The organism is Hungatella hominis (assembly GCF_014288005.1).
Classification (GTDB): Bacteria; Bacillota; Clostridia; order Lachnospirales; family Lachnospiraceae; genus Hungatella; species Hungatella effluvii.
In genome coordinates this window covers 111,203-136,111 of sequence record NZ_JACOPB010000004.1, presented here as the reverse complement: position 1 = coordinate 136,111, position 24,909 = coordinate 111,203, and the positions used below count along the sequence as shown (strand labels likewise).

23 protein-coding genes are annotated in these 24,909 nt (G+C 49.8%); 17 read left to right on the top strand and 6 right to left on the bottom strand.

Annotated elements, in window-relative coordinates; genetic code table 11:
- Nucleotides 1-63: 63 nt before the first annotated feature.
- Both H8S75_RS11140 and H8S75_RS11135 read right to left on the bottom strand, forming a co-directional pair.
- Nucleotides 64-1,080, bottom strand: a complete 1,017-nt coding sequence (locus tag H8S75_RS11140) for a response regulator (protein ID WP_187021597.1) — start codon at nucleotides 1,078-1,080, stop codon at nucleotides 64-66.
- 13 nt (nucleotides 1,081-1,093) lie between these two features.
- On the bottom strand, nucleotides 1,094-2,872 hold the full coding sequence (locus H8S75_RS11135) for a sensor histidine kinase (RefSeq protein ID WP_187021596.1): 1,779 nt from the start codon (nucleotides 2,870-2,872) through the stop codon (nucleotides 1,094-1,096).
- Nucleotides 2,873-3,082: 210 nt separating this feature from the next.
- Between H8S75_RS11135 and H8S75_RS11130 the strand changes: the two genes are divergently transcribed.
- The 8 genes from H8S75_RS11130 (at nucleotide 3,083) to H8S75_RS11095 (ending at nucleotide 13,036) form a co-directional block, all read left to right on the top strand.
- The gene (locus H8S75_RS11130) at nucleotides 3,083-4,453 is read left to right on the top strand and encodes an ABC transporter substrate-binding protein (protein ID WP_187021594.1); all 1,371 of its coding nucleotides are present in this window, start codon (nucleotides 3,083-3,085) and stop codon (nucleotides 4,451-4,453) included.
- A 45-nt stretch (nucleotides 4,454-4,498) separates the two neighbouring features.
- The gene (locus H8S75_RS11125; RefSeq protein ID WP_187021592.1) at nucleotides 4,499-5,410 is read left to right on the top strand and encodes a carbohydrate ABC transporter permease; all 912 of its coding nucleotides are present in this window, start codon (nucleotides 4,499-4,501) and stop codon (nucleotides 5,408-5,410) included.
- On the top strand, nucleotides 5,410-6,282 hold the full coding sequence (locus H8S75_RS11120; RefSeq protein ID WP_002600504.1) for a carbohydrate ABC transporter permease: 873 nt from the start codon (nucleotides 5,410-5,412) through the stop codon (nucleotides 6,280-6,282). The genes H8S75_RS11125 and H8S75_RS11120 overlap by 1 nt, the downstream gene beginning before the upstream one ends.
- A gap of 61 nt (nucleotides 6,283-6,343) precedes the next feature.
- Nucleotides 6,344-8,080, top strand: coding sequence for a glycoside hydrolase family 2 protein (locus H8S75_RS11115; protein WP_187021590.1), 1,737 nt, complete (start codon nucleotides 6,344-6,346; stop codon nucleotides 8,078-8,080).
- Between the two features lie 21 nt (nucleotides 8,081-8,101).
- Nucleotides 8,102-10,225 (top strand): glycoside hydrolase family 88/105 protein, encoded by a 2,124-nt coding sequence (locus H8S75_RS11110; protein WP_187021589.1) that lies wholly within the window; start codon nucleotides 8,102-8,104, stop codon nucleotides 10,223-10,225.
- 166 nt (nucleotides 10,226-10,391) lie between these two features.
- Nucleotides 10,392-10,601 (top strand): hypothetical protein, encoded by a 210-nt coding sequence (locus tag H8S75_RS11105; protein ID WP_187021587.1) that lies wholly within the window; start codon nucleotides 10,392-10,394, stop codon nucleotides 10,599-10,601.
- Nucleotides 10,598-11,524, top strand: a complete 927-nt coding sequence (locus H8S75_RS11100) for a DUF7916 family protein (RefSeq protein ID WP_187021585.1) — start codon at nucleotides 10,598-10,600, stop codon at nucleotides 11,522-11,524. Before H8S75_RS11105 ends, H8S75_RS11100 begins: the two co-directional genes overlap by 4 nt.
- A gap of 147 nt (nucleotides 11,525-11,671) precedes the next feature.
- Nucleotides 11,672-13,036 carry a sodium-dependent transporter gene (locus H8S75_RS11095; RefSeq protein ID WP_117630132.1) on the top strand — a complete coding sequence of 455 codons (1,365 nt, stop codon included), beginning with the start codon at nucleotides 11,672-11,674 and terminating at the stop codon, nucleotides 13,034-13,036.
- Nucleotides 13,037-13,201: 165 nt separating this feature from the next.
- On the opposite strand, the gene H8S75_RS11090 is transcribed toward H8S75_RS11095, so the two are convergent.
- Both H8S75_RS11090 and H8S75_RS11085 read right to left on the bottom strand, forming a co-directional pair.
- Entirely contained in the window at nucleotides 13,202-13,924 is a 723-nt protein-coding gene (locus H8S75_RS11090; protein WP_002600498.1) for a tRNA threonylcarbamoyladenosine dehydratase, read from the bottom strand.
- The gene (locus H8S75_RS11085) at nucleotides 13,914-14,348 is read right to left on the bottom strand and encodes an RrF2 family transcriptional regulator (protein ID WP_002600497.1); all 435 of its coding nucleotides are present in this window, start codon (nucleotides 14,346-14,348) and stop codon (nucleotides 13,914-13,916) included. The genes H8S75_RS11090 and H8S75_RS11085 overlap by 11 nt, the downstream gene beginning before the upstream one ends.
- Nucleotides 14,349-14,518: 170 nt before the next feature.
- On the opposite strand from H8S75_RS11085, the gene H8S75_RS11080 reads away from it, so the two are divergent.
- From H8S75_RS11080 to H8S75_RS11045, 8 genes are all read left to right on the top strand, one after another.
- On the top strand, nucleotides 14,519-15,076 hold the full coding sequence (locus H8S75_RS11080; protein ID WP_187021584.1) for a putative signal transducing protein: 558 nt from the start codon (nucleotides 14,519-14,521) through the stop codon (nucleotides 15,074-15,076).
- Between the two features lie 222 nt (nucleotides 15,077-15,298).
- Nucleotides 15,299-16,753: a glutamate--tRNA ligase gene (gene gltX / locus H8S75_RS11075; RefSeq protein ID WP_187021582.1), complete on the top strand. Its 1,455-nt coding sequence runs from the start codon at nucleotides 15,299-15,301 to the stop codon at nucleotides 16,751-16,753.
- A gap of 81 nt (nucleotides 16,754-16,834) precedes the next feature.
- On the top strand, nucleotides 16,835-18,679 hold the full coding sequence (locus H8S75_RS11070) for an ATP-dependent helicase (RefSeq protein ID WP_187021580.1): 1,845 nt from the start codon (nucleotides 16,835-16,837) through the stop codon (nucleotides 18,677-18,679).
- A 13-nt stretch (nucleotides 18,680-18,692) separates the two neighbouring features.
- Nucleotides 18,693-19,217 carry a cob(I)yrinic acid a,c-diamide adenosyltransferase gene (locus H8S75_RS11065; protein WP_002600493.1) on the top strand — a complete coding sequence of 175 codons (525 nt, stop codon included), beginning with the start codon at nucleotides 18,693-18,695 and terminating at the stop codon, nucleotides 19,215-19,217.
- A gap of 107 nt (nucleotides 19,218-19,324) precedes the next feature.
- Entirely contained in the window at nucleotides 19,325-19,669 is a 345-nt protein-coding gene (locus H8S75_RS11060; RefSeq protein WP_002600492.1) for a DUF1292 domain-containing protein, read from the top strand.
- 113 nt (nucleotides 19,670-19,782) lie between these two features.
- Nucleotides 19,783-20,433 (top strand): sulfurtransferase-like selenium metabolism protein YedF, encoded by a 651-nt coding sequence (gene yedF / locus H8S75_RS11055; protein WP_187021579.1) that lies wholly within the window; start codon nucleotides 19,783-19,785, stop codon nucleotides 20,431-20,433.
- A complete protein-coding gene (locus H8S75_RS11050) occupies nucleotides 20,430-20,939 on the top strand; it encodes a DNA-deoxyinosine glycosylase (RefSeq protein WP_117621784.1) in 510 nt (169 codons plus the stop codon). Before yedF ends, H8S75_RS11050 begins: the two co-directional genes overlap by 4 nt.
- 196 nt (nucleotides 20,940-21,135) lie before the next feature.
- Nucleotides 21,136-21,606, top strand: coding sequence for a DUF6465 family protein (locus H8S75_RS11045; protein WP_187021577.1), 471 nt, complete (start codon nucleotides 21,136-21,138; stop codon nucleotides 21,604-21,606).
- Between the two features lie 133 nt (nucleotides 21,607-21,739).
- Here H8S75_RS11045 and H8S75_RS11040 read toward each other — a convergent pair whose 3' ends face one another.
- Nucleotides 21,740-22,318: a hypothetical protein gene (locus H8S75_RS11040; protein WP_002600488.1), complete on the bottom strand. Its 579-nt coding sequence runs from the start codon at nucleotides 22,316-22,318 to the stop codon at nucleotides 21,740-21,742.
- A 207-nt stretch (nucleotides 22,319-22,525) separates the two neighbouring features.
- Here H8S75_RS11040 and H8S75_RS11035 point away from each other — a divergent pair, with 207 nt between their 5' ends.
- A complete protein-coding gene (locus H8S75_RS11035) occupies nucleotides 22,526-23,953 on the top strand; it encodes an RsmF rRNA methyltransferase first C-terminal domain-containing protein (protein ID WP_187021575.1) in 1,428 nt (475 codons plus the stop codon).
- Here the strand turns inward: H8S75_RS11035 and H8S75_RS11030 are convergent.
- Nucleotides 23,905-24,840 carry an RluA family pseudouridine synthase gene (locus H8S75_RS11030; RefSeq protein WP_187021573.1) on the bottom strand — a complete coding sequence of 312 codons (936 nt, stop codon included), beginning with the start codon at nucleotides 24,838-24,840 and terminating at the stop codon, nucleotides 23,905-23,907. The genes H8S75_RS11035 and H8S75_RS11030 overlap by 49 nt on opposite strands.
- Nucleotides 24,841-24,909: the final 69 nt, after the last annotated feature.

Genomic DNA, 24,909 nt, shown 5'->3' with positions numbered 1-24,909 from the left:
CCCCGGACCGAAAAAGGTTTCGGGGCTTTTGCGCGGCGTCGGGTGAAGTACGGCGGGAGCAGCCTATTTATTTTCTGCAAATTGTGACGGCGTAGAGCCTGTATATTTTTTAAATACCTGGCTGAAATACTGTGGATTGCTGCCGAATCCCACAGCTTCCGCGATGACGTGAATGTGATCAGCGCCGCTCTGGCGCAGAAGTCTCTGGGCTTTCTCGATGCGGCTTCGGTTTATGTAATTGGAAAATTTCTCACCGGACTGCTTCGTAAAGGTTCGGCTCAGATAGCTGACATTGATGTACAGCAGATTTTCAGCAATGTATTTTAATGAAAGATTTTCATCGTCTAAGTGAGCGGACACATAAGCCTTCACTGTATCGGCAAGAGACGTTTTCGCAAAAGCTGATTTCTGTTTGTTGTCGGTAAACAGAAGGCTTATAATCTGTCTGCTGATAATGTCTCTCAAATTCATCACATTCTGTTCGCTCAGTATCTGTTCCGTAAAATGAGACAGGTCTTCGGCGGAAGGCGGCAGGAATTGGGTATGAAGCTCCATTAGCAGATTGAGGCCGACAGGGCGCAGCTCTGCCGGTGTGGCAAAATGAGTAAAAAAGTGGTCTAACAGCAGCCGGGCCTGTTCTGTATTCCCTTCCTGGCGGCAGACTAAAAGACGGGATACAAGATCGGCAATACCGGGGTTACTGTAGACCGGGAGAGACTTTTTTACGTGGTTTACAGCCTCTATGATCGCCTCCTCACTGATGGGCTTTAATAAGTATTCACGAACACCGTATTTTATTGCGCGGCGTGCGTAGTCGAATTCCGGGTATCCGGTGAGAATAATGAATTGAATATGAGAATCCAGGCTTTGGAGCTTCTCGATTAAGTCCAGTCCGTCCAAGCCGGGCATGCGGATGTCGGTCATTACAATGTCCGGCGCCGTATCCATGATTGCATCCAGGGTTTCCATGCCATTTTTACAGCTTGCGGTAATCTGGATATCCAGGGCCTCCCAGTCGATTAATTCCACAATGGCTTCACGGATAAGTTTTTCGTCGTCTGCAATTAGTAATTTATGCATAGTAATACTCCTTTCATGATAGGTCAGAAGAGGAGGCTTCTGCCTTCCTGGGAATTGAAAATGACACAATGGCCATATTATTTCTGTTATCAAAATTTAAGTGGCAATCGTCTCCGAACAGGATGCGGAGGCGGGAATCGATATTCAGGAGGCCGATTCCATTTCCTTTCGGTTTCACCGTCTGATCCTTTAGATGCTCCAGAATCCGGTTATCGATGAAGGAACCGCTGTTTTCCACCTGCACCTTTATGAACGTGTTGTTTTCCTCCGTAACGGAAAGACGGATCACGTATTCATCCTGCGGTTCCTCCTGAGAATGGAGAATGGCATTCTCCACCAAAGGCTGGATGGTCATCTTTGGAAGCTCTGATTCCAGTGCGGACGGATCGATGTTCATTTCTACTACCAGGTCGTCAAACCGGATCTGCTGGATCTTGACGTAGCAGGATACGATTTCCAGCTCTTTTTCAATGGAAATCATATTTTCCTGGTTATTCAATGTGCTCTGAAGCATGCTTCCCAGGGACTGGGCAATGGTGGATATATCTTTTGACCCCGCTCTCTTAGCCAGCCAGTTAATACTGTTTAAGGTATTGTAGAGAAAATGGGGATTTACCTGCTGCTCCAGTGCCTTAAGCTTTGCCTGGGTGATGAGAAGTTCGTTTACATAGCTGTCCTCAATCAGCTTTTTTAACTCTACAACCATCTGATCAAAGGATGCGTTTAAAATGGTCATCTCGTCCTGACTGTTGGTGGATGGCGTCAGTGCAGTCTGTGGTTTCATAATTCCCTCTTTTTTAATCCGCTCCATTTTTTCCACCAGCATGTTGAACTGATAGGAAATATTTTTTACAATGCGTCCGGCCAGAAATGTAGCAATAGAAATCGACAGAATCAGAGAAAACACGAACACAGGAATCAACCGGTTAATAGAATGAAAAATATTATCATAGGGAACAGCCAGGGAGATTCGCCACGTTCCGTTTTCAACCGGCAGTTTTGCAAAGGTTATAAACATGCGCCTGCCGTTAATATTTTTAATGGCGTAGGGCTGGGTATCCGAGAAAAGCTTCTGGTAATGACGGAGATAGCTTTCATTGTCGGCCGGATAGATCAGCTGTTCACCGCTGCTGATGAATAAATCAAAATGCTGACCGTTGGAATAGCGGGACTTTAAGATGTCCTGTACCGTATCCTGTAAGTCAATTTCAATAATTAAGTATCCCATGGGTTTTAAACTTAAATTTTTTACCTTTAGTATTTTGCGGGCGCAGAGAAGGCGGGCACCTTTTTCGGAAGGACGCCAGACCAGGCGCCCGTTGGCATTATCACATGCCTCCATCAGACGCCCAGTGGCTTCCTCCGATTCAGAATAGCTTGTTTTCCCCCACCAGATATTCTTTCCATTAGGTGTAAAGGTAGTTAGATGAACCATGTCAGACGTATAATACTGGTTAAAGATAGCGATAATTTCATTTTTTGCCTTTTGCGCAGGAAGCGGCGACGATTTGGAGGTGCTGCAGACATCCAGGTTTTCCTGAAAGGCGGAACCGTAAGCGATATAGGAGGAGACTGTTTCAATACTTTCCAGCTGATACATGAATTCGTCAGAGACGAAGGAAAGCGAGTTGGCGGTCTGGCCATACAGAAGTTTGTTATACTGGTTGATGACATAACTGAACCCAAATAAAGTAAAACCGGTAATGGTAGCGGCCACAACGATAATAATAAGTATCAGTCTGTGTTTTAGTTTTAGATCGTTAAACGAATATGTAAAATGTTGAAGCTTCATAAGCAGTATCCCCTGTATAAAATGCCGGATTATATCCTGTGTTAGGTTTGTAATATAGCATGATTTCGGCTGAAAGTACAGGCTGTTTGTGTAAAAGGTAATGAAATTGAACAAAACTGGTAAAGAAAATTGATTAAAATGTATGAAAAAGCGTGATATGATTTTACCAGCAATGAAAATCAAAATCATGAAGGAGAGAGGTTGACAATTATGAAAGTTTGGAAGCGTGTAGCAGCACTTGCTATGATGAGTGTCCTTGCAGCGGGCATGTTGGCAGGGTGTGGTTCTAAGGATTCAGAAAAAGCGGCAGAAGGATCCGCAAAAGGGACGACAGCAGGAAATGCTGAAACAACGAAAGGGGCAGCAGCGGAGGGACAGACCGTAATCCGTGTATGCTGGTGGGGAAATCAGACCAGAAATGACGGAACCGTTAAGGCTCTTGAGATGTATGAAGCAGAGCATCCGGAAGTAAAATTTGAAGTGGAGTTCTCTGACTGGAATGGTTACTGGGATAAACTGGCCACACAGGCGGCAGGAGGAAATCTTCCGGATATTATTCAAATGGATTATGCATTCTTAAGCCAGTATCAGGAAAAAGGGCAGTTAGTAGACTTGAATCAATATATTGAAAGCGGTGTGATTGATACCACTAACGTACCAGACAGTATTATGAAGAGTGGTGAGATCGATGGAGGTACCTACGCCATTGTAGCAGGAACCAATGCAAAAGCGCTGTTAGTTAATACCGCAGTAATGGAAGAAGCTGGTGTAACACTTCCCAAACAGCCAACCTATGAAGAGTTCTTTGCAGCTGCAAAAACGATTTATGAAATAACCGGCCAGCAGATCGCGATTCCAAGCAACGATGAACAGTCCATGCTGTTTATGGCAAGAGCCCTTGGACAGACTATGTTTACGAAAGACGGAACAGCACTCGGAATGCCGGATGATACGGTAGCCCTTCGTTATTACACCAGACTGAAGGAGACGCTTGATGAGGGCTTCCATGTTTCCCCGGAGGTCATGGCAGAATCATCTACCAATCAGTTAAGCAACTTTGCAGCAGGAAAAGAGTGGTGCCAGCTGACTAACTCCAACATGATTGTCAATACCATTGCCCAGTGCGAAGATGATGTACAGTACGATATTTATATGTACCCGACAGAAGCAGATGCAGTTTCACAGCCGATCTTCGTTAAGCCGTCTCAGTTTTATAGTGTGACGAAAGACTCTGAGAATCCGGAAATTGCGGCAGATGTCATCAACTTCCTGACAAACTCTGTAGAGGCTAACACAGAAGCATTAAAGGGAGAGAGAGGCGTGCCGATCTCCAGTGTTGTGACAGAAGCTGTTAATGGAGTAGTAGATGAGTGCACTGGAAGAATCAATGCTTATGTGGCAGAGGTTGCAAAAGTAGCTACGGAAATCGATCCTCCGTTCCCTCCTGCATCGGCGGAAATTGGCAAAATGATCAGCGATCTGGCAGATGCAGTGCGTTACCAGGAGATTACTCCGGAAGAAGCGGCTCATAGCTTCTATGAGCAGGCGACTGAACTGCTTCAAAAGGGTGCGGCAGAATAATTCGGACTCATGCAAAGGTGATGGCGGCCAGGAGGTGGCGCAGTGATGAAAAATAAAAAGCGGATGAACTCCGCAGTGAGAAGGGAAGCAGTAGCGGGATATCTGTTTATTATGCCATTTATTATCGGTTTTTTGGCATTCTCCGCGGTTCCCATTCTGATTTCTTTATATCTTTCTTTTACAGAATACGATGTTTTGGGAAGTCCGAAATTTATTGGACTCCAAAATTACATAAGAATGTTTACGGCTGACCCGAAGGTTTGGAAAACCTTCGGAGTCACATTCTTCTACGCAGCAGTATCGGTTCCTCTAAAGCTTATTATGGCACTGGCCGTTGCCATGCTGTTCTTAAAAAATACTCGTTTTACAGGCTTTATGAGAGGGGTCTACTACCTGCCTTCCATCATGGGCGGAAGTATCGCCGTAGCCGTTTTATGGAGAAGACTGTTTGCCAGCGACGGTGTCATAAATGCTCTTATGGCTCTGGTGGGGCTGCCGGGCGACACCTCGTGGCTGGGAAGAAAGGATACAGCCATCTGGACCCTGATTATCCTCGCCGTATGGCAGTTCGGTTCTTCCATGCTGATCTTTCTTGCGGGCTTAAAGCAGATTCCGGCCAGTCTTTATGAGGCGGCTACCGTAGACGGCGGCTCCAGGTTCAGACAATTTATAAGCATTACGCTTCCCATGCTGACGCCGGTTCTCTTCTTTAATCTGGTGCAGCAGACGATTAATGCGTTTATGGCCTTTACACAGAGCTTCGTGATTACTGGCGGCGGCCCCAGGGATTCAACCCGTTTCTACTGTGTTTACCAGTATCAGAGGGCCTTCGAGTTTCATGAGATGGGATACGCCAGCGCCATGGCCTGGTTTATGCTCGTGGTAATTGGTATTCTGACGGCTCTGATCTTTCAGTCGTCAACCAGGTGGGTTTATAATGAATCGAAGGAAGGGTGATGCGCATGAAACATAACAGTTCCGTAAGGACACAGGAAAAAGTCAGCGCCGGACAGGTGATAACCACAATTCTGGTTATTTTAGGCGGACTTACGATGATTTATCCGCTGCTGTGGATGGTTATGAGCTCCTTGAAAGAAAACAATGAGATATTCAGCAGTGCAAGCAGCCTGATTCCAAAGGAATTCCATTTTGAAAATTATGCAAACGGCTGGCGCGGATTTGCGAAGATCAGCTTTGCCACATTCTTTAAAAATTCCTTCTTTATCGCTGCCGTGGGAACCATCGGCGCTGTCTTTTCCTCGGCATTTATTGCATTTGGATTTGCAAGACTGAAGTTTAAGGGACGTAATTTCTGGTTTATCTGCATGCTAGTTACCATGATGCTTCCATTCCAGGTTATTATGATTCCGCAGTATATTATTTTCAACAAATTGGGCTGGGTAGGCACATTCCTGCCCCTGATCGTACCCAGCTTTTTTGGCGGATCTTTCTTTATATTTCTGATTATTCAGTTTATATATGGAATTCCAAAGGATCTCGATGAGGCTGCTAAAATTGACGGATGCGGCTACCTGGATATTTTTATCCGCATTATCATACCGCTAATCGTACCGGCTCTTGTGACCTGCGCTATCTTCTCCTTCATGTGGAAATGGGATGATTTCATGGGGTCACTTCTGTATTTAAACAAGCCGAGCATGTATCCGGTAACGATGGCTCTTAAAATGTTTGCAGACCCGACCTCAATTACTGACTGGGGCGCCATGTTCGCCATGGCTACGCTGTCTATTATCCCGATTTTCCTTATATTTGTATTCTTTCAGAAATATCTGGTAAATGGTATCAGCACGGAGGGATTAAAGGGATAGCGCGTATGCTCTGCGGAGTGAAAAGCAGCAAAAATTATGTATGCAAAGAGGAGATAAAAACGTGGGTACAGAGATGAATGCAGTTTTGCGCCCGGAATTTCCGCGTCCGGATTTTGTGAGAAATGAGTGGAGTCCTTTAAACGGGACCTGGCAGTTTTCCTTTGATCAGCCGGTGTTCGACCGGAGTATTACAGTTCCATTCTGCTATCAGTCCACCATGAGCACCATTGGAGAGACGGAGGACCATGATGTGGTATGGTACCGCCGTGAATTCCTTGTGGAAGCTGAAAGGCTTACAGGAAAACGTCTTCTGCTGAAATTTGGCGCAGTGGATTCCGAGGCCTCCGTATGGATTAACGGTGTCTATGCAGGCGGCCATGCAGGCGGTTATACTTCTTTTGAACTTGACATTACAGAACTTGTAAAAGAAGGAATCAATGAAGTAACGGTAAAGGCCGTGGACGATACAAACAGTGACAAACCGAGAGGAAAACAGACATGGACCGGCGAGAAATTCGGCTGCTGGTATACCCCTGTTACCGGTATCTGGCAGAGTGTCTGGCTGGAGTACGCAGGAGCATGCTATTTAAAAAGAGTGAAGGCAACACCGCAGTTAAGCGATTTGACGGCTCTCTGTGAAGTGTTTGTCTCCTGTGATGAAGAGGTGGAAGCAGAGGTTACGGCTTATCTGGAGAATGGCAACGTATTTCTATGCAGGCAGACGATTCCCTGCCGTCATGGCTACGGCAAGTTAAGCCTGGCATTCCCGGACTATGATATAAGGCGGGGAGAGCTGCTCTGGACTCCGGAAGAGCCGAATCTGATTACCTTAATTGTGAAAATAACCGGTAAAGACGGGTGTGCCGACGAGGTGGCGGCGTACTTCGGAATGAGAAGTATTGAATGGGAAAATGGAATCATCAGCTTAAACGGCAGCCCTTATTACCAGCGTCTGGTACTGGACCAGGGCTACTGGCCGGAATCCATACTGACGCCGCCAAGTGACGAGGCCATCCAGGAGGATATCCGTCTGACAAAGGCGATGGGCTTTAACGGCGCCAGAAAACATCAGAAGATCGAAGATCCGAGATACTATTACTGGGCGGATAAGATGGGGCTTCTGGTATGGGGCGAGCTGCCGAGCGCCTACGAATTCAATGACAATGCGATGGAAGCCTCTTCCAGGGAATTGATGGAATTTGTTAAACGTGACTATAACCATCCCTGTATCGTGACCTGGGTCCCGGTCAATGAGAGCTGGGGAGTCCGATCCATAAGAGGGAATTTACAGCAGCAGAATTACTGCCGTATGCTGACGTACCTGTTAAAAGCCATGGACCCGGTCCGCCTCGTAAGCGCCAATGATGGCTGGGAGCAGGTAAGTGACACGGATATCTGTGCCCTTCACGATTACGCTCTTTTCCCGCAAACGGAGAAAAAGTATGATGATATGGAGAACGTATTAAAGACGTATTGCGAGTCCCGCCGCTTGTTTGCAGAAGGAAACAGCTATCAGGGACAGCCGGTTATCTTAACCGAGTACGGAGGCATTGCCTTTGAAGGAGACGGAGCGGAAGGCTCCTGGGGATATTACGGAAGAGTAAAGGATGAGGAACAGTTTCTTGGAATCCTGGAGCCGATTACGGAATTCTTAATCCGCAGCGGCCATTTCAACGGCTTCTGCTATACCCAGCTGACGGATGTCATGCAGGAGGTAAACGGGCTTTTAACGGAGGACAGAAAACCGAAGGTATCCATAGAGCGTCTTCACGATGTTTTTGCAAAGAGAATTTATTAGTATTCGGAGAGAGGGAAAGCGATGGAGACATTTAATACGTATTTTGACAGCAATATCAGTATGAAATCTGGCAATGCGCCGCTTCATGATATTTTGAGTACCGTTGCGGGGAGGTACATAGGACAGAACCCGGCCGGCTCTTTCCGATTCCGGGCATTTCGTGATGATTCCTTTCTTCCTGATGCAGACGGAAGCTATAATCTGGATTTGAATGCTAAGCTGCCGGAGGCTTTGATGGGTCAGTATGCATTAATTGCCGCTAAGTTTTACTGCAGCGGTTCCGAAAACAGAACACTCCTGATACGGTGTTACAGTCAGGCAGAGGTGTATTTTAATGGCAGCCTGCTGTGGGAATCCACTCCTTATGAAGAAAATAATGAGCAGAAGGTGACCTCCGTTGTATTGCCCTGCGGAGCTGGCTGGAATTCGCTGATGCTTCGCTGCTGTAAGCGAACCTCCGGTTTCGGCTGCCATTTAGAACCGGAGCTGTCCGTCTGGAGCTGGATTCCGTTTCTGACGCCTTTTGCAGAAAGAGAAGGACAGGGCGGATTGGTATACAGCCAGCCGTTTGACGGCCCAAAAGTCAATGTCTCGGACATTGATCTAAATGGAAACGAGGCGGATACAGGGCTTTGCTGGTATCCTGCTCAGACGCATGAGACAATGGAATCTCCCGGTGATCTGGAGGCTGTCTTTGGCCGCCGGCCAGGAAGGTGGGCCTGTATATGGAGTAAAATCCGACAGAATCTGCCGGGAAAACAGAAGGTTGTCTTTAACTGTTCCGGCGCAGAATTTTATTTGGATGGAAGAAGGATCGAGTCCGGTGGCATTACAGTAACTGCTGGAAACCACGATCTGCTGGCCTGTTCTCGCTGTCCGGAGGAGAGCAGCTGGACTGTCAGGTTTTCAGCAGAGTATGAAGATCGTACAAAGCTGAAGATCATGAATCCTGGGGCAGATGGCGTGAAGGGGCCCTGCCTTTACCTGGGACTGTTTGATGCAAAGCCTGACTGGAAGCTTCCGGGCTTTTACGGCTTGTTCGGCGATTCTGAGAAATGCTACTGGAAAGCAGCTGAACATACGGTGGTTCGCCCCTATCTCGAGAATCCCTGTTTTGGCCGCTGGAATTATCCTTTAGGTGTAACGCTCTACGGCCTGACCCAGGCCGCCCGGGTTTTAGACAGGCCGGACATTACGGAATATGTAAGAAAACATATCCATGAGTGTGCTGCCATGCATGAATACAGTCTGTGGGATGCAAAGACGTATGGTTACCCGGAGATCAATAACCAGCTTGTGGTTCTGGACTCGCTGGATACCTGTGGTTCCTTCGGCTCTGCCATGCTGGAATTTTACAAAGACAAAATGGACAGGAATGTCAAAATGACGGCCGACCGGATCGGCAGCTATATCCATAGCGGACAGTCCCGCAGGGAAGATGGGGCCTTCTGCCGCCTGGGAGAGGGCCATACGACCATGTGGGTCGATGATCTCTATATGAGTATTCCGTTTTTATGCCGGTACGCAAAAATGACCGGAGACGCAAAGTACCTGGATGACGCGGCGAATCAGGTGCTGATGTTTAAGAAATATCTGTATATGCCGGAGTATAAGATCATGAGCCATGTATACGATTTTCATGTGGAAGCGGCCACACAGGTACCGTGGGGAAGAGGCAATGGATGGGCGCTGTTTTCCATATCAGAGTTGTTGGAATATCTGCCTCAGGACCATAAAGACAGAGGCAGTATCCTGGAATTCTTTACAAGCCTTTGCGAGGGATACGTGGCCTTGCAGGGAAGCAGAGGATTGTGGCATCAGGTGCTGACGCTCCCGGAATCTTATGAGGAGGCTTCCTGTACCGCCATGTTTATATACGGCTTCAGCCGGGCGGTCAGATTTGGCTGGGTAAAAGACGCTTTAGGCAAAAAACTCCTGGCATCGGCCATGAAGGCGTGGGAAGGCTTAAAACAGACAGCGCTAGACCGTTTTGGCAATGTATATGGAATCTGCCGCGGCTCCTTCTACTCCTTCTCCGGCGATTACTACCGGGATACGCTTGGATGGACACTGAATGATACCCATGGTATTGGGATTGTATTATTGGCGGGAATTGAGCTGGACCAAGCAGTTCGTATGGAATAAAGTGCATGAATGAAGTATGACTGCTGAAGCGGCCGCGCTCCGGCGCGAGAGTCCGGCTTGCCGGACTCTTTTTCGTTTTAGGAATAGTTGCTGGCTGTTGCAGTATATGAAACAGGCTATGCAAAATAATTGTATTATGGGGATTCTTCCTTTATAATAGTATCAAGTGTTAAATATAAAGGGGGCGCTGTTTCTCGTGGACGCTGCCGCCTGTCTGGCACTGGGGGCGCTTCAACTGGAGATGAGATATCAGATGGTCTGCCTCGGTATCGTGTTTGTTGCGCTTCTGTTTCACGGAAGGAATTTCAGCAGCGGGAAATATACGGTGAAACACGGGAACCAATCATTTCCAACGGGAAAGGAGAAAAAGCAGTGAAACGTTTTTTAAATTGCAATGCATCGGATTTTGAGAAAATGAACGGAAAAGAACTGGTGGAATCCATTGCCTCCAGCGAGGGCCGTGTTCTGGTCTGTGAGACCATCGGAAGTTTGCAGCCTATGCTGGGAGATGTGAGCAATGCGGAGCTGGCCGCGGCCATGGGCGCCGATGTGATTCTGTTAAATATCTTTGATGTGGATGACCCAGTAATCAACGGTCTTCCGCCTGTTGACAAAGGGAATCTGATCCGGAAGGTGAAGGAGCTGACCGGGCGCCCTGTGGGTATCAACCTGGAGCCAAAGGAACAGGGCGTGGAAAGCTCGGTGGAGGCGGACTCCATGTGGGGAATCACGGGTGGCCGTCTGGGAACGCTGGAAAATGCGAGGAAGGCGGTCGATATGGGGGTCGATTTCATCGTCCTGACAGGGAATCCGGGTGTCGGTGTCACCAACCGGGCCATCGAGGAGACGCTGGCGGTTTACCGGAAGGAATTCGGTGACAGCATTGTCCTGGTGGCCGGAAAGATGCACGCGGCGGGAATTCTCTCTGAGGCGGGAGAGAAGATCATCACGCGGGAGGATGTGAAGCTGTTTCGCGAAGCGGGAGCTGATGTAATTCTTATGCCGGCTCCGGGGACGGTCCCGGGAATTACCATGGAGTATATCCGGGGGCTGGTCTCCTGTGCTCATGAGCTGGGGGCTCTGACGCTGACGGCGATAGGAACCTCCCAGGAGGGCTCAGATCCGGCTACCATCCGGGAGATTGCGCTGATGTGCAAGATGACGGGAACGGATATGCATCACCTGGGAGACGCCGGATACGGCGGCATGGCACTGCCTGAAAATATCCTGGAATATGGAAAGGTGATCCGCGGAGTGCGCCATACGTACCACCGGATGGCGGCTTCCATCAGGCGTTAGAAACGGTATCGTATACAGTATAATATGAAGTAGCCACAACAGAGATTCTGTGCTATAATGGTACAGAATCTTTGCCGTTTTGGTCAGAAGGAAGCTTATTTTGGCTGATCCGGCGGATCGAATTTAAACAACCAGGAGAGAAAGAGTATGGGGAGAGAAAAATTTTCATCCCGGCTGGGCTTTATTCTTATTTCAGCGGGATGCGCAATCGGACTCGGCAATGTATGGCGTTTTCCATACATCGTAGGCCAGTACGGCGGCGCGGCATTCGTATTAATTTACGCGGTATTCTTAGTGATACTGGGTCTTCCGATCGTAGTCATGGAATTTGCAGTGGGACGGGCAAGCCAGAGAAGTGTGGCGCTGTCCTATGATGTGCTGGAGCCAAAAGGAACGAAGTGGCATTACGCCAAATATCTGGGCATGGCAGGAAATTACATCCTGATGATGTTTTACACCACGGTCGCCGGTTGGATGATCTTATATTTCTTCAAGATGGCAAAAGGTGATTTTACGGGTCTGGATGCTGCCGGTGTCGGCGCGCAATTCGAGGGAATGCTGGCAAATCCGGTTCTGATGGCTGTATTTATGATACTTGTGGTAATCGGATGCTTCGCGGTCTGCGCGAAGGGGCTGCAGGGCGGTGTGGAAAAGATCACCAAGGTGATGATGGTCTGCCTGCTGGTTCTGATGGTGATTCTGGCGGTACACTCGGTCATGATGGACAACAGCGGACCGGGACTGGAATTCTATTTAAAGCCTGACTTCGGAAAGATTCAGGAAGCCGGACTGGGAGAAGTAATCTTCGCAGCCATGGGACAGGCGTTCTTTACGCTGAGTCTGGGAATCGGCGCCCTGGCGATTTTCGGAAGCTATATCGGCAAGGAGCGCAGCCTGATGGGCGAGGCGATTTCCGTTACGATTCTCGATACCTTCGTAGCCTTTATGGCCGGACTGATCATTTTCCCTGCATGCTTTGCGTTCAGTATTGAACCGGGCCAGGGACCGAAGCTGATCTTTGTGACACTGCCGAATGTATTTAATAATATGGCGGGCGGAAGACTGGTGGGATCGCTGTTCTTCCTGTTTATGTCATTTGCGGCTGTATCCACGGTTATCGCCGTGTTCCAGAATATCGTGTCATTTGCCACGGATTTGACGGGCTGCACCATCAAAAAGGCCGTACTGTGCAACGCGGCTGCAGTGATTTTGCTTTCCCTGCCGTGTGTGCTGGGATTCAATCTGTGGAGCGGCTTCATGCCATTCGGCGAAGGCAGCAATGTCCTGGATTTAGAGGACTTTATTATCAGCAACAACCTGCTTCCGCTGGGAAGTCTCATCTATCTGGCCTTCTGTACCACAAGATACGGCTGGGGATTTGAGAATTTTATGAAGGAAGCCAACGAAGGAAAGGGAATTAAGTTCCCGAGATGGGTGAGAGGATATGTGACATTTGTCCTGCCTCTGATCGTGCTGGTAATCTTTATTCAGGGGTATATTGCAAAGTTTTAGAGAGGCGATATGGCGCTGAGCAGAGGCTTCACGGGTAGATAAAGTAGATAAAAGATGTATAAGAAATGGAAGCGTTTGAGAGGCCGGGATATAATGAGCGGCCCTTAAATGCTTCCGTTTTTGGGTTTTGCATATTTGTTTGCAGCAGAATTTACTGTCCTGCATCTAATTCTTCCCTGTCAGCCCGCGTATCACTTCCCCTGCGATGAGGAGACCTGCGACTGGGGGAACGAAAGAGACGCTGCCTGGCACGGCGCGCTTCGAGGTGACTTCTGTGCTGGTTTCCAGCGGCTTCAGCGGTTCTTCCCTGGAGTACAGGACTTTCAGAGAAGTGATGCCCCGTTTTTTCAGTTCCCGGCGCATGACTTTGCAGAGCGGACAGACCGAGGTTTTCGATAAATCCGTGATTTCAAACAGTTCCGGGTGAAGCTTGTTGCCGGTTCCCATAGAGGCAATGAAAGGGATTTCGTGGTCAATGGCGTATTGGGCCAGGGCCAGCTTGGCTGTGACGGTGTCGATGGCATCGATAATGTAGTTGACTTTACAGGGAATCTGTTCAAACAGATTTTCTATGTTATCGGGCAGGACAAAGGTCTCAAATGCAAAGACTTCCGCCTGTGGATTCATGTCCAGAATCCGCGTCTTCATGACCTGAGTCTTGTACATGCCGACGGTGCTGTGATAAGCGATGCTCTGCCGGTTAATGTTGGTGATCGAGACGGTGTCGTTGTCGATCAGGACGAGACGGCCGACGCCTCCTCTGGCCAGGGCCTCGATGCAGTGGGATCCCACTCCGCCGACGCCGAAGACGGCGACACAGGAGCCTGCCAGCTTTTCCATGGAGTCCTTTCCCAGAAGGAGTTCACTCCGTGAGAATTCATGAATCATGACTGTCACCATCCAGTTTCTTCTGTTCTTCCACCAGATCGGCGAGCGTAATGCTGTCCACAACCCCGTTAATCGCCTGATCCAGCTGTTTCCACACGGTTAGGGTAGCGCAGTGGCCGGAACGCACACACTGGTTTAATTCGTCCTCCATACACGCTACAGGGGCAAGGCTGCCCTCGGTGAGACGCAGGATCATGCCAACCGTATAATCGGCAGGCTCCTTCGTCAGATAATAGCCGCCCTGGGCGCCTCTCATGCTCTTGACATAGCCTGCGCGGCTTAAAATCGTCACAATCTGTTCCAAGTATTTGTCTGATATCTGCTGGCGTTCGGCCACCTGGTTGATTTTCGTACATTCACCCGGATGCAGAGCGAATTCCAGCATCATACGAAGGGCATACCGTCCCTTTGTAGAGATTTTCATGGTGTCGTTCTCCTTCCTATCATTCTTATCTGTTTAGTAGGATATAAAGTATTTTACACGATGCGGAGACAAATGTAAACAGTTTTTACACACAGGGATTTTATGGTATAATGGATGAAAAGAATGGCCGCCTGTATGCCGAAAGTGGCCCGGAAAGGGAGGTATGTGCTATGACGATGAAGTGTCCCAATTGCGGCGCGGAGTTTTTCGATGGAAGAGAGGTATGCACGGACTGCCAGACCCCGCTCGTCAAAAAAGAGGAGGGGAAAAAAGGTAATGTGGAATTTGCGTCTGAGGGTGTCGATGTGGAGCTGCTGACGACGGTCAGCGATCACATAGAAGCGAAGCTTCTGCAGGGAATATTGGAGAATCATGGAATTCCATCGTACTCCATGGATGAGGAAAGCGGCGAATATATGAGGGTCTACATGGGCTACTCGATTTTCGGGGAAAAGATCTATGTGCGCGCCTCCGATCTTTTGGCTGCCCAGGGATATCTGAAGGAGTGGGAGAGCATGAAGGAGGACGCGGAGGTCGATGAGGATTATGTGGCTGCTGAGGATTCGGAAGCGGAGGGGGATTTGGACGATGACGGAGACTCGGAAGATGAGGAGGGTGAAAACGGCTGGAGGAATCCTCTGATTTTAAAGGACAGGCGTCTGGCGGCGATTATTATTATCGCAGCGGTTATTCTGGGGATTATCTCTGTGTTCCCGCCGATTCCGTAAGGGAAGAAAAAGTTGGGGACGGCTTACCAGGAGCTGTGTACAACTGCGATCCTTTTATTCACAGCCATAATTATTCTTAGGATTATTACGGATTCCCGCCGGTTCCATATACGGCGGAGGAACCGGTGATTTCCTGCCAAATTTCGATGAAATGATTGTTTTTTCCAGTACTTCGTTATATAATAGGGTACGCGTAAAATAATAATTTAGGAGTGTGCCAAAATGAGCAAAGTAAGAACGAGATACGCACCGAGCCCTACGGGACGCATGCATGTCGGCAATTTAAGGACCGCGTTGTACGCATTTTTAATTGCAAAGCATGAAGACGGAGAGTTTCTTCTCCGTATCGAAGATACGGACCAGGAACGGTATGTGGAAGGTGCTGTCGAGATTATCTATAGAACGCTTGAGGAGACCGGACTGGTTCATGATGAAGGCCCGGACAAGGATGGCGGCGTGGGTCCTTACGTTCAGAGCGAGCGTCAGGCTTCCGGTATTTACCTGGAGTATGCGAAGCTGCTGGTGGAAAAGGGCGAGGCGTATTACTGCTTCTGTACGCAGGAGCGTCTGGATTCTTTAAAGCAGACGGTGGAAGGCCAGGAGATTATGACCTACGACAAGCATTGCCTCTCCTTATCCAGGGAAGAAGTGGAGGCCAATCTGGCAGCCGGCATGCCTTACGTCATCCGCCAGAACAATCCAACCGAGGGAACTACCACGTTCCACGATGAGATTTACGGTGACATCACCGTGGACAACTCAGAGCTGGACGATATGGTACTGATTAAGTCGGATGGATACCCAACGTATAATTTTGCCAATGTAGTCGATGACCATTTGATGGGAATCACCCATGTGGTCCGCGGCAATGAATACCTTTCCTCCTCACCGAAGTACAACCGTCTCTACGCCGCTTTCGGCTGGGACGTTCCGGTATACGTGCACTGCCCGCTGATTACGAACGAAGAGCATAAGAAGCTGAGCAAGAGGAGCGGACATGCGTCCTACGAGGATCTGATCGAGCAGGGTTTCATCTCCGAGGCTGTAGTGAACTACGTGGCACTGCTGGGATGGTCTCCGGTGGACAACCGTGAGATTTTCTCTCTGGCAGAGTTAATAAAGGAATTCGATTACCATAATATCAGCAAGTCTCCGGCCGTATTCGATATGACGAAGTTAAAATGGATGAACGGCGAATATATGAAGGCCATGGAGTTTGACCGGTTCTTTGAGATGGCGGAGCCTCATATCAGGAAGGTCATCACGAAGGATCTCGATTTAGAGAAGATCGCCGCCATGGTGAAGACGAGAATCGAGATTTTCCCGGATATTGCAGACCATATCGACTTCTTTGAGGCGCTTCCTGAGTACGATCCGGAGATGTACGTTCATAAGAAGATGAAGACGAATAAGGAGACCGCATTGACGGTTCTCACAGAAGTTCTGCCGATCCTGGAAGCACAGGAGGACTTCAGCAACGACGCCTTATATGCGGCGCTGTCAGCGTATGTGGCGGAAAAGGGCTATAAGACCGGCTTTGTTATGTGGCCGATCCGTACGGCGGTTTCCGGCAGGCAGATGACACCGGCAGGCGCTACGGAGATTATGGAAGTGCTTGGCAGGGAAGAATCCATTGCTAGGATTCAGACGGGAATCGAGCTGTTGAGCCGTCAGTAAAGAGAAGATATAAGGGTTTTGAGCGTGTCTGATCAGACGTTTCAGACGCGCTCTAATTCCCTCTGAGAGAAGGGAAAACCGATGAGTTCAGAAGTAATATTTGAAGGTGCACAGAAGGCGGCGGTGACTCACGATAAGGGTCCCATGCTGGTGCTGGCCGGTCCGGGTTCGGGAAAGACATTTACCATAACCCACCGGATTAAGTATTTGACGGAGGAATGCAGAGTAAATCCGTCCAGTATCCTGGTCATCACCTTTACGAAGGCGGCGGCCACGGAGATGAAAGAGCGATATGAGAGTCTGTGCGGCGGGGGACCGTCATCTGTCAGTTTCGGCACATTTCATGCCATATTTTTCCGAATCTTAAAATTTGCATACAGATATGACGCGCGCAACATTGTGCGTGATGAACAGCGGATGCAGTACATCAGGGAACTGATCGAGACAAACCATGTTGAGGTGGAGGACGAAGCGGAGTTTGTGAGCTCCATTTTGTCAGAGATCAGCTCCGTAAAAGGGGAAATGATCCACTTGAACCACTACTATGCGAAGAACTGTTCGGAAGAGATATTCAAGAAGCTGTATTCGGGCTACGAGGAGCGGCTGAGGAGAGCGAATTTAATCGATTTTGATGATATGCTGGTCATGTGCTACGATCTGTTTAAGGAGAGGAAGGACATCCTTGGCGCATGGCAGAGGAAGTATCAGTACATACTGGTAGATGAGTTTCAGGACATCAACCGGGTTCAGTATGAGATCGTGCGGATGCTGGCGGCTCCTGAGAACAACCTGTTTATTGTGGGAGACGACGATCAGTCCATCTACCGGTTCCGCGGCGCGAAGCCGGAGATTATGCTGGGCTTTGAGAAGGACTATCCCGATGCCGAGCGGGTCCTCTTAAATATCAATTTCCGCAGTACGAAGGACATCGTGGACACGGCGGGTAAGCTGATTGCCCATAATAAAACGCGTTTTCCGAAGGAGATCGTCACGAAGCAGGGCAGGGGAAAACCTGTGGTTACGAGAGTCTGGAAGGATCCGCAGGAGGAGACGCTGGAGATCGTCCACGAGATCACGGATTACACCGGAGCCGGATATGCCTGGTCCGATATCGCAGTTCTGTACCGGACGAATCTGGGGCCGCGTCTGCTGATCGAGAAGCTGATGGAATACAATATCCCCTTCTGCATGAAGGACGCCGTGCCGAATCTATACGACCACTGGATTGCGAAAAATATCATCGCCTATTTAAATGCTGCTGCCGGTGATTTAAGCCGCTCCTGCATTCTCTCGGTGATCAACCGCCCGAACCGGTACATCAGCCGGGACGCACTGGAACTGCCGGTGGTGAGCTGGGAGGCGGTCAAGTCCTTTTATCAGGACAAGGACTGGATGGTGGAGCGGATCGAACAGCTGGAATACGATCTGAAATTCCTGAGGCAGCTGGCGCCTGCCGCCGCGGTGAATTATATACGCAAAGCGGTAGGGTATGACGATTACATCAGAGAGTACGCCGAGTACCGCCGTATGAAGCCGGAGGAGCTGTTCGAGGTTCTGGACCAGCTGGCGGAGAGCGCCGCGGGATTTCAGACGGTGGAGGCGTGGTTCGCCCATATGGAGGAGTATGCCAGAGAACTGAAGCTTCAGGCCCGATCCAGGGAGAAGCGGACGGAGGGCGTTTCCCTCATGACGATGCACAGCTCCAAGGGGCTGGAGTACCGGATCGTTTACATTCTCGATGCCAACGAAGGCGTTACACCGCACCACAAGGCGGTTCTGGACGCGGATATGGAAGAGGAACGCCGCATGTTCTACGTCGCCATGACAAGGGCGAAGGAGCGGCTCCACGTCAATTACGTGAGCGAGCGGTACAGTAAGAAACAGGAGGTGTCCCGGTTTGTCAAGGAGTATCTGGGACGGGAGTAGAAAGGAGCATAACATGGATTCGTGTGTACACATCTATTGCGGCGAGGGAAAGGGAAAGACGACGGCCGCCGTCGGACTGGCCGTCCGCGCGGCCGGATGCGGCAGAAAGGTACTGCTTACCCGGTTTTTAAAGACCGACCATTCCGGTGAGGTGGCGGCGCTGGGGCTGATACCTGGAATCTCGGTCACACCGTGTGAGAAGAGCTTCGGATTTTTCTTCCGTATGACAGACGAACAGAAGAAGGAGGCGGCGGTGTATTACACGGAGCTGCTGGATATGACGCTTAGGAAAGCGGTGGATGGCGCCTTCGATCTGCTGGTTCTCGACGAGATCATGGCAGTCATGAATTATGGTCTGGTGCGGGAAGAGACGGTGAGAGATTTTATAACCGGACGTCCCTCCGGCCTGGAGGTCGTGATGACCGGGCGCGGGCCGTCGGAGGAACTGATTTCCCTGGCGGATTACGTGTCAGAGATCCAAAAGATTAAGCATCCTTACGACCAGGGGATCCAGGCGCGAGAGGGAATTGAATATTAATTATGTAGAAATCCCTTGATTTTTATACCATAGTCTGATAGAGTGGAAAGAGACGAAATAGTCGTCAAAAGAATAGAAAAGAACATTACAAAAAGAGAGGTATCGACATGGCACAGGATCCGAATTTAGACCAGGAGAACATGGAAGAGCAGGAGGAAATGACCGTCACACTGACTCTGGACGATGGTACAGAAATCGAGTGTGTGGTTCTCACCATTTTTACGGCCGGCGAACGCGATTACATTGCTCTGCTTCCGATGGAAGGTGCTGAGGCGGAAGAGGGAGAGGTTTACTTATACCGTTATTCCGAGTCAGAGGATGGACAGCCGAATCTGGAGAATATCGAAGATGATGATGAATATGAGATCGTAGCCGATGCATTTGACGAATTGCTGGATGACGCGGAGTACGATGAATTGGTAGGCGAAGACGAGACAGAAGAAAACGAATAAAGAGGCTGGGCTATTGTCTTCGGATAATAGCTCTTCTTTTTTTCGGCGTTATATGTGGCATTTTTAACGGAATTAATGTAAAGCTGTATTAGTGCCGCCCGGAAGGAGATAAGATGAAGAAAATAGTTGATGCAAAGGGACTTCCCTGCCCCCAGCCTGTGATTAAGGCAAAAGAGGTGCTGAAAGAGATGACGGAGGGAACCGTCGAAGTTTTGGTGGACAATGAGATCGCCGTACAGAATTTAATGAAGCTGGGCGGCTATTTTGGACTGAAGCCAGTATCGGAAAAGCTCTCAGAGGAAGAATTCCGGGTGAGCTACGATGTTACGGAACGGAAAGCGGCAGTTCCTCAGAAGGAGGGAAATACCGCTAATGGGGACGCAGAAGCAGACACGAAGGCGGAAGCCTGTAGTCCGGATGCCAGGAGGAAGGGCCAGGTCGTGGTGATTTCCTCCGACTGTATGGGAAGCGGGGATGATGAGCTGGGAAGGCAGCTGATGAAGGGCTTTCTCTATGCACAGACCCAGCTGGACGTGCTGCCCGATACGGTCCTGCTCTATAACGGTGGTGCAAAGCTGTCGGCGGAGGGATCGCAGTCTGTAGAAGATTTAAGGAGTCTGGAGGCGCAGGGAGTCGAGATCCTTACCTGCGGCACATGCCTGAACTTTTACGGCCTTTCCGAGAAGCTGGCGGTTGGAAATGTCACCAATATGTACGATATCGCCGAGAAGCTGTCCGGGGCCAGCTCCGTGATCCGTCCATGATGCAGAAGAAAAACAGAGAGGAGACAGTCGTTCATACCTTTCAGCCGGTATACGACGAAAACTCCAGAGTTCTCATGCTGGGCACCATGCCGTCTCCGAAATCCAGGGAGCAGGGCTTCTACTACGGTCATCCGCGCAATCGTTTCTGGCCGGTCCTGGCGGATATTTTAGGGGAGCCGGCGCCTGGGACGATTGAGGAGAAGAAGAGCCTGGCGCTGCGCCGCCGGATCGCCGTGTGGGACGTCCTTGCAGGATGCGATATCTGCGGAGCGGACGACAGCTCCATTAAAAATCCGGTACCCAATGACATGAACGTGATCCTTTCCCGGGCAGACATAAGGGCCGTGTTTACGACAGGGACAAAAGCGGACGAATTGTATGAAAGATACTGCTTTTCCCAGACGGAGATTGCCTCCATCCGGCTTCCGTCGACCAGCCCAGCCAACTGCCGGACCAGTTACGAAGAACTGAGGGCAGCCTATTCACAGATTTTAAAATACCTGTAAAATGCAAAATTTATGTAATTTTCCTCTAAAATCCTGCATAAATAAGTAAAAAAGCAGGGTTAATGCGAGTCATTTTGTTGACAAAACGGTATTTTCGTTTTATAATTCACTCAGCTAAAATATAAACATCAGAAGGCAGGCTGAACTTATACACGTCAACAGTAGAAACAGATGAATCTGTTTGAGGAGGAGAATTATGATGAATACTAAGAGTGAAACTAAGGCAGCAACGAAGACGGCAGAGACGAAAGCTGTAGAGACAACAGCAGAAGTCAAGACGGCAGAAAAGAAGCCGGCGAAAGCAACTCCGTCCGAGGCTAAGAAGGCACCGGCAGCAAAACCGGCGGCTGAGAAGAAAGCGGCTGCACCAAAGAAGGCTGCTCCGGCTAAGAAGGAAGCTGCGCCTGAGAAAAAGGAAGCTGCGCCAAAGAAAGCTGTTGCTAAGAAGCCTGCAGCCGGGAAGGAAGTAAAGTCTTCCGTAGTCATCGAGTTTGCTGGAAAGCAGATCGCTGCAAAAGATGTTCTGGAAGCGGCAAAGAAGGCTTATGAGTCCATGAACAAGGGCGTTGTCATCGAGACAATCGAGATTTATGTGAAACCGGAAGAGCATGCTGCTTACTACGTTGTAAACGGCGAAGGTTCTGACCAGTATAAGGTTATGTTATAATTGAATACATAGAACACGATACGGTGCTGTAAAAGGAATGGACGCGTTTTTTGCGGATAATGTTCTTTTTACAGCACTATTTTTCTGCCGGCAGCGAGTCAAATGGCGTACCTGCGGGCGGTCTGCGGCGTTTTTAGACTTTGTGCTTCAGACTGTAGTAACCGTCCCTGGATGATGTAACACGACGGTACAGTCTGATGAGCATCAGAGTACAGGATACGGTAAAGAATATTTCCAGCGCGCTGCTGACGATTCCGGCCAGACACAAGAGCATGGCCGACAGCACAGTGATGATGTTCAGACAGATGAAGTAGGGACGGTATACTTCCCGGTTCATGCAGTAGAGCTTCCACACGATCAGGTAGAGACAGGCCAGCAGCAGCACGGAGGCGCTGAAGGCGAAGATCACGTGGAGAAATGCCCGAAAGGGCCTGTTTTCGGGAAGATAGGGCGTGGTGACCGCGAAGGCCAGCAGGATCAGAGCGCTGACGCTCGTAACCGTCTCCTTCCGGTTGCGTGGGAGGTGATGAATAATTTTTCTCAGCACATAGTAAAAATAGATGCCCACGATGATTCCCCATAGGAGAAAGGCATTCTTGCGGTTGGCCAGACTGCCCAGTACGGAGAAGTTCAGCCTGAATAAATCGGTTCCCCAGGCAAAAAGAAACGTGTAAACGGGAATAATAAAGTAAGCGGTGATGTTTAATATCATGTCGTACCTCGCAGGTTCATTAGTTGAAGAATCGTTTTAACGTCTCCTATATATTTTTATCATATAGTTCGAAAGTATTTATAAACAAAGTGTGTAATTTGTCGAAAAAATTGGAAAAATAAAGGAAAATTATTCCGGAACATTGACGGAAAAGGCCGAATCTGATAATCTGGTGGAAAGAATTCTTGAGAAAAATGAGGAGTTGTGATGATAGAGCTGCCGGAGGCATTTAAAAAAAAGATGATGGGCCTTCTTGAAACGGAATATGAGGCGTTTCTGGAAAGCTACGAAAAGGAGCGGGTGCAGGGACTGCGGCTGAATCCCGGAAAGGCGGAGGCGAAGGAGTTTTTAGCGAAGGCCCCGTTTCACCTGACAAAGATTCCGTGGGCGAGGGAAGGCTATTACTACGATTCGCATGACCGGCCCGGAAAGCATCCGTACCATGAAGCGGGGCTGTATTACATTCAGGAGCCCAGCGCTATGGCAGTGGTGGAACTTTTGGAGCCGAAGCCGGGAGACTGTGTGCTGGACCTCTGCGCGGCACCGGGCGGCAAGACGACTCAGATCGCCGGATACCTGCTGGGAGAAGGCTTTTTGCTGAGCAATGAGATCCATCCTGCCAGGGCGAAGATCCTCTCGCAGAACGTGGAACGCATGGGAATCCGGAACGCGGTGGTGGCCAATGAGACGCCGGAACGGCTGGCAGAGCGCTTCCCTCAGTTTTTCGATAAAATCGTGGTGGACGCTCCATGCTCAGGCGAAGGCATGTTCCGTAAGGACGAGGAAGCCCGCAGCCAGTGGAGTCCGGATCACGTGGTTATGTGCGCGGCGAGGCAGCGCCAGATTCTGGATCATGCAGCGCAGATGCTGAAGGCCGGGGGACGCATGGTCTATTCCACCTGTACCTTTTCCCCGGAGGAGGACGAGCAGACCATCGAGACGTTTCTTTCGGATCATCCGGAATTTGAGATCGAGGATATGGGAACCCGGGAAGGCCTTTCACCGGGGAGGCCGGAATGGGGAACCCTGTCCATGGAAACACTCAGGAAAACCTACCGGATATGGCCCCATTTATCGGAGGGGGAAGGCCACTATCTGGCCGTGCTTCGCAAGACGGGGGAGGACGACGGGACGTGGAAACGAAAGGGGCCGAAGTATTTGAAAGACAAGGCCGTGTGGAAGGAGTATGAAGGCTTCTGCAGGGAGCTGTTTACGGAACCGGAGCGATACCTGGACAGGGAAGAGTATATCCTGTTCGGCGACCAGCTGTATCTGCTTCCGCCTCAGATGATCGATCTGGCCGGCCTAAAGGTGGTGCGTCCCGGCCTTCATATGGGAACGATGAAGAAGAACCGCTTTGAGCCATCCCACGCCCTGGCGCTCTCCATGAAGGAAGAGGAGGCGGTGCGCCGTTTCTCCATGAAGGCGGATGGGATGGAGGCTGTCCGTTATCTGAAGGGGGAAACGCTGAGGATCGAGGAAGCAAAAAACTGTGATCTAAACGGACAGAAGGGCTGGGTCCTGATGACCGTGGACGGCTGGTCCCTGGGATTTTCCAAACTGGCAGGTGGAATCTTAAAAAATCATTATCCGAAGGGACTGCGCTGGATGGGAGGGACGGTATTCGTCTCCTGACCCAAGAGCCGGCGCATATCCTCTGGAAGAGGGGCCTCGAAATGAAGGGGCTCCTTTTTGATGGGATGAATAAAATCCAGCTGCCACGAATGGAGGGCCTGCCTGCCGATCAGGCGGTAGTCGGGATTGTAGAGAAAATCGCCGGGCAGCGGATGGCCGATATGCTTCATATGAACCCGGATCTGATGGGTTCGTCCCGTCTCCAGGCGCAGCACTACTAAGGAACAGTCGGTGTCACGATTGTAATACAGCGTGCGGTAATGGGTTCTGGCAGAATCTCCGCGTTCAAAGTCCACACAGCGCTCGATGGTGGAATCGCCGGCCCTGGCGATGGGGGCGTCGATCACGCCTTCCGGGGGAACCAGACCGGAGGCCGCAGCCAGATAACATCTGCGTATGGCATGGGTACGGACCATCTCGGACAGCATGCAGGCGCTGAGTGCGTGCCTCGCCAGTATCAGCAGGCCGGTGGTATCTCGGTCCAGGCGGTTAATGGCCCGGTAGGTAGCGGCCTCTCCCTTCTCCCCCAGATACCAGGCGATTCCGTTAGCCAGTGTATTATCGTGATTTCCCTGGGACGGATGAATGGGGACACCGGCGGCCTTATTGACGACGAGAAGGTCACGGTCCTCGTACCGGATGTCCAGGTCCATGGGAACGGGAACAATATTTTCTGAACCGTGTTCTTCGGGCAGTGTGACGGTGAGGGAGTCGCCCTCGTCCAGTCGGTACGTCGTATAGACAGGGATTCCATTCTTTAAAATGGATTGCTCCGTGTGGCGCAGCCGGCGGATCAGAGCTGCGGAATAGCCGTTTGACAGCAGAAACTGTTCTACGGTCTTTTGTATGTCCTGTTGTTGAATGAGGTATGTCATAGTCGTTTTCATGGCATAAATTTTATCATGGCTGGGTGAGATTGACAAGAAATTTTAAAAATGTATAATTGTCTTATGGAA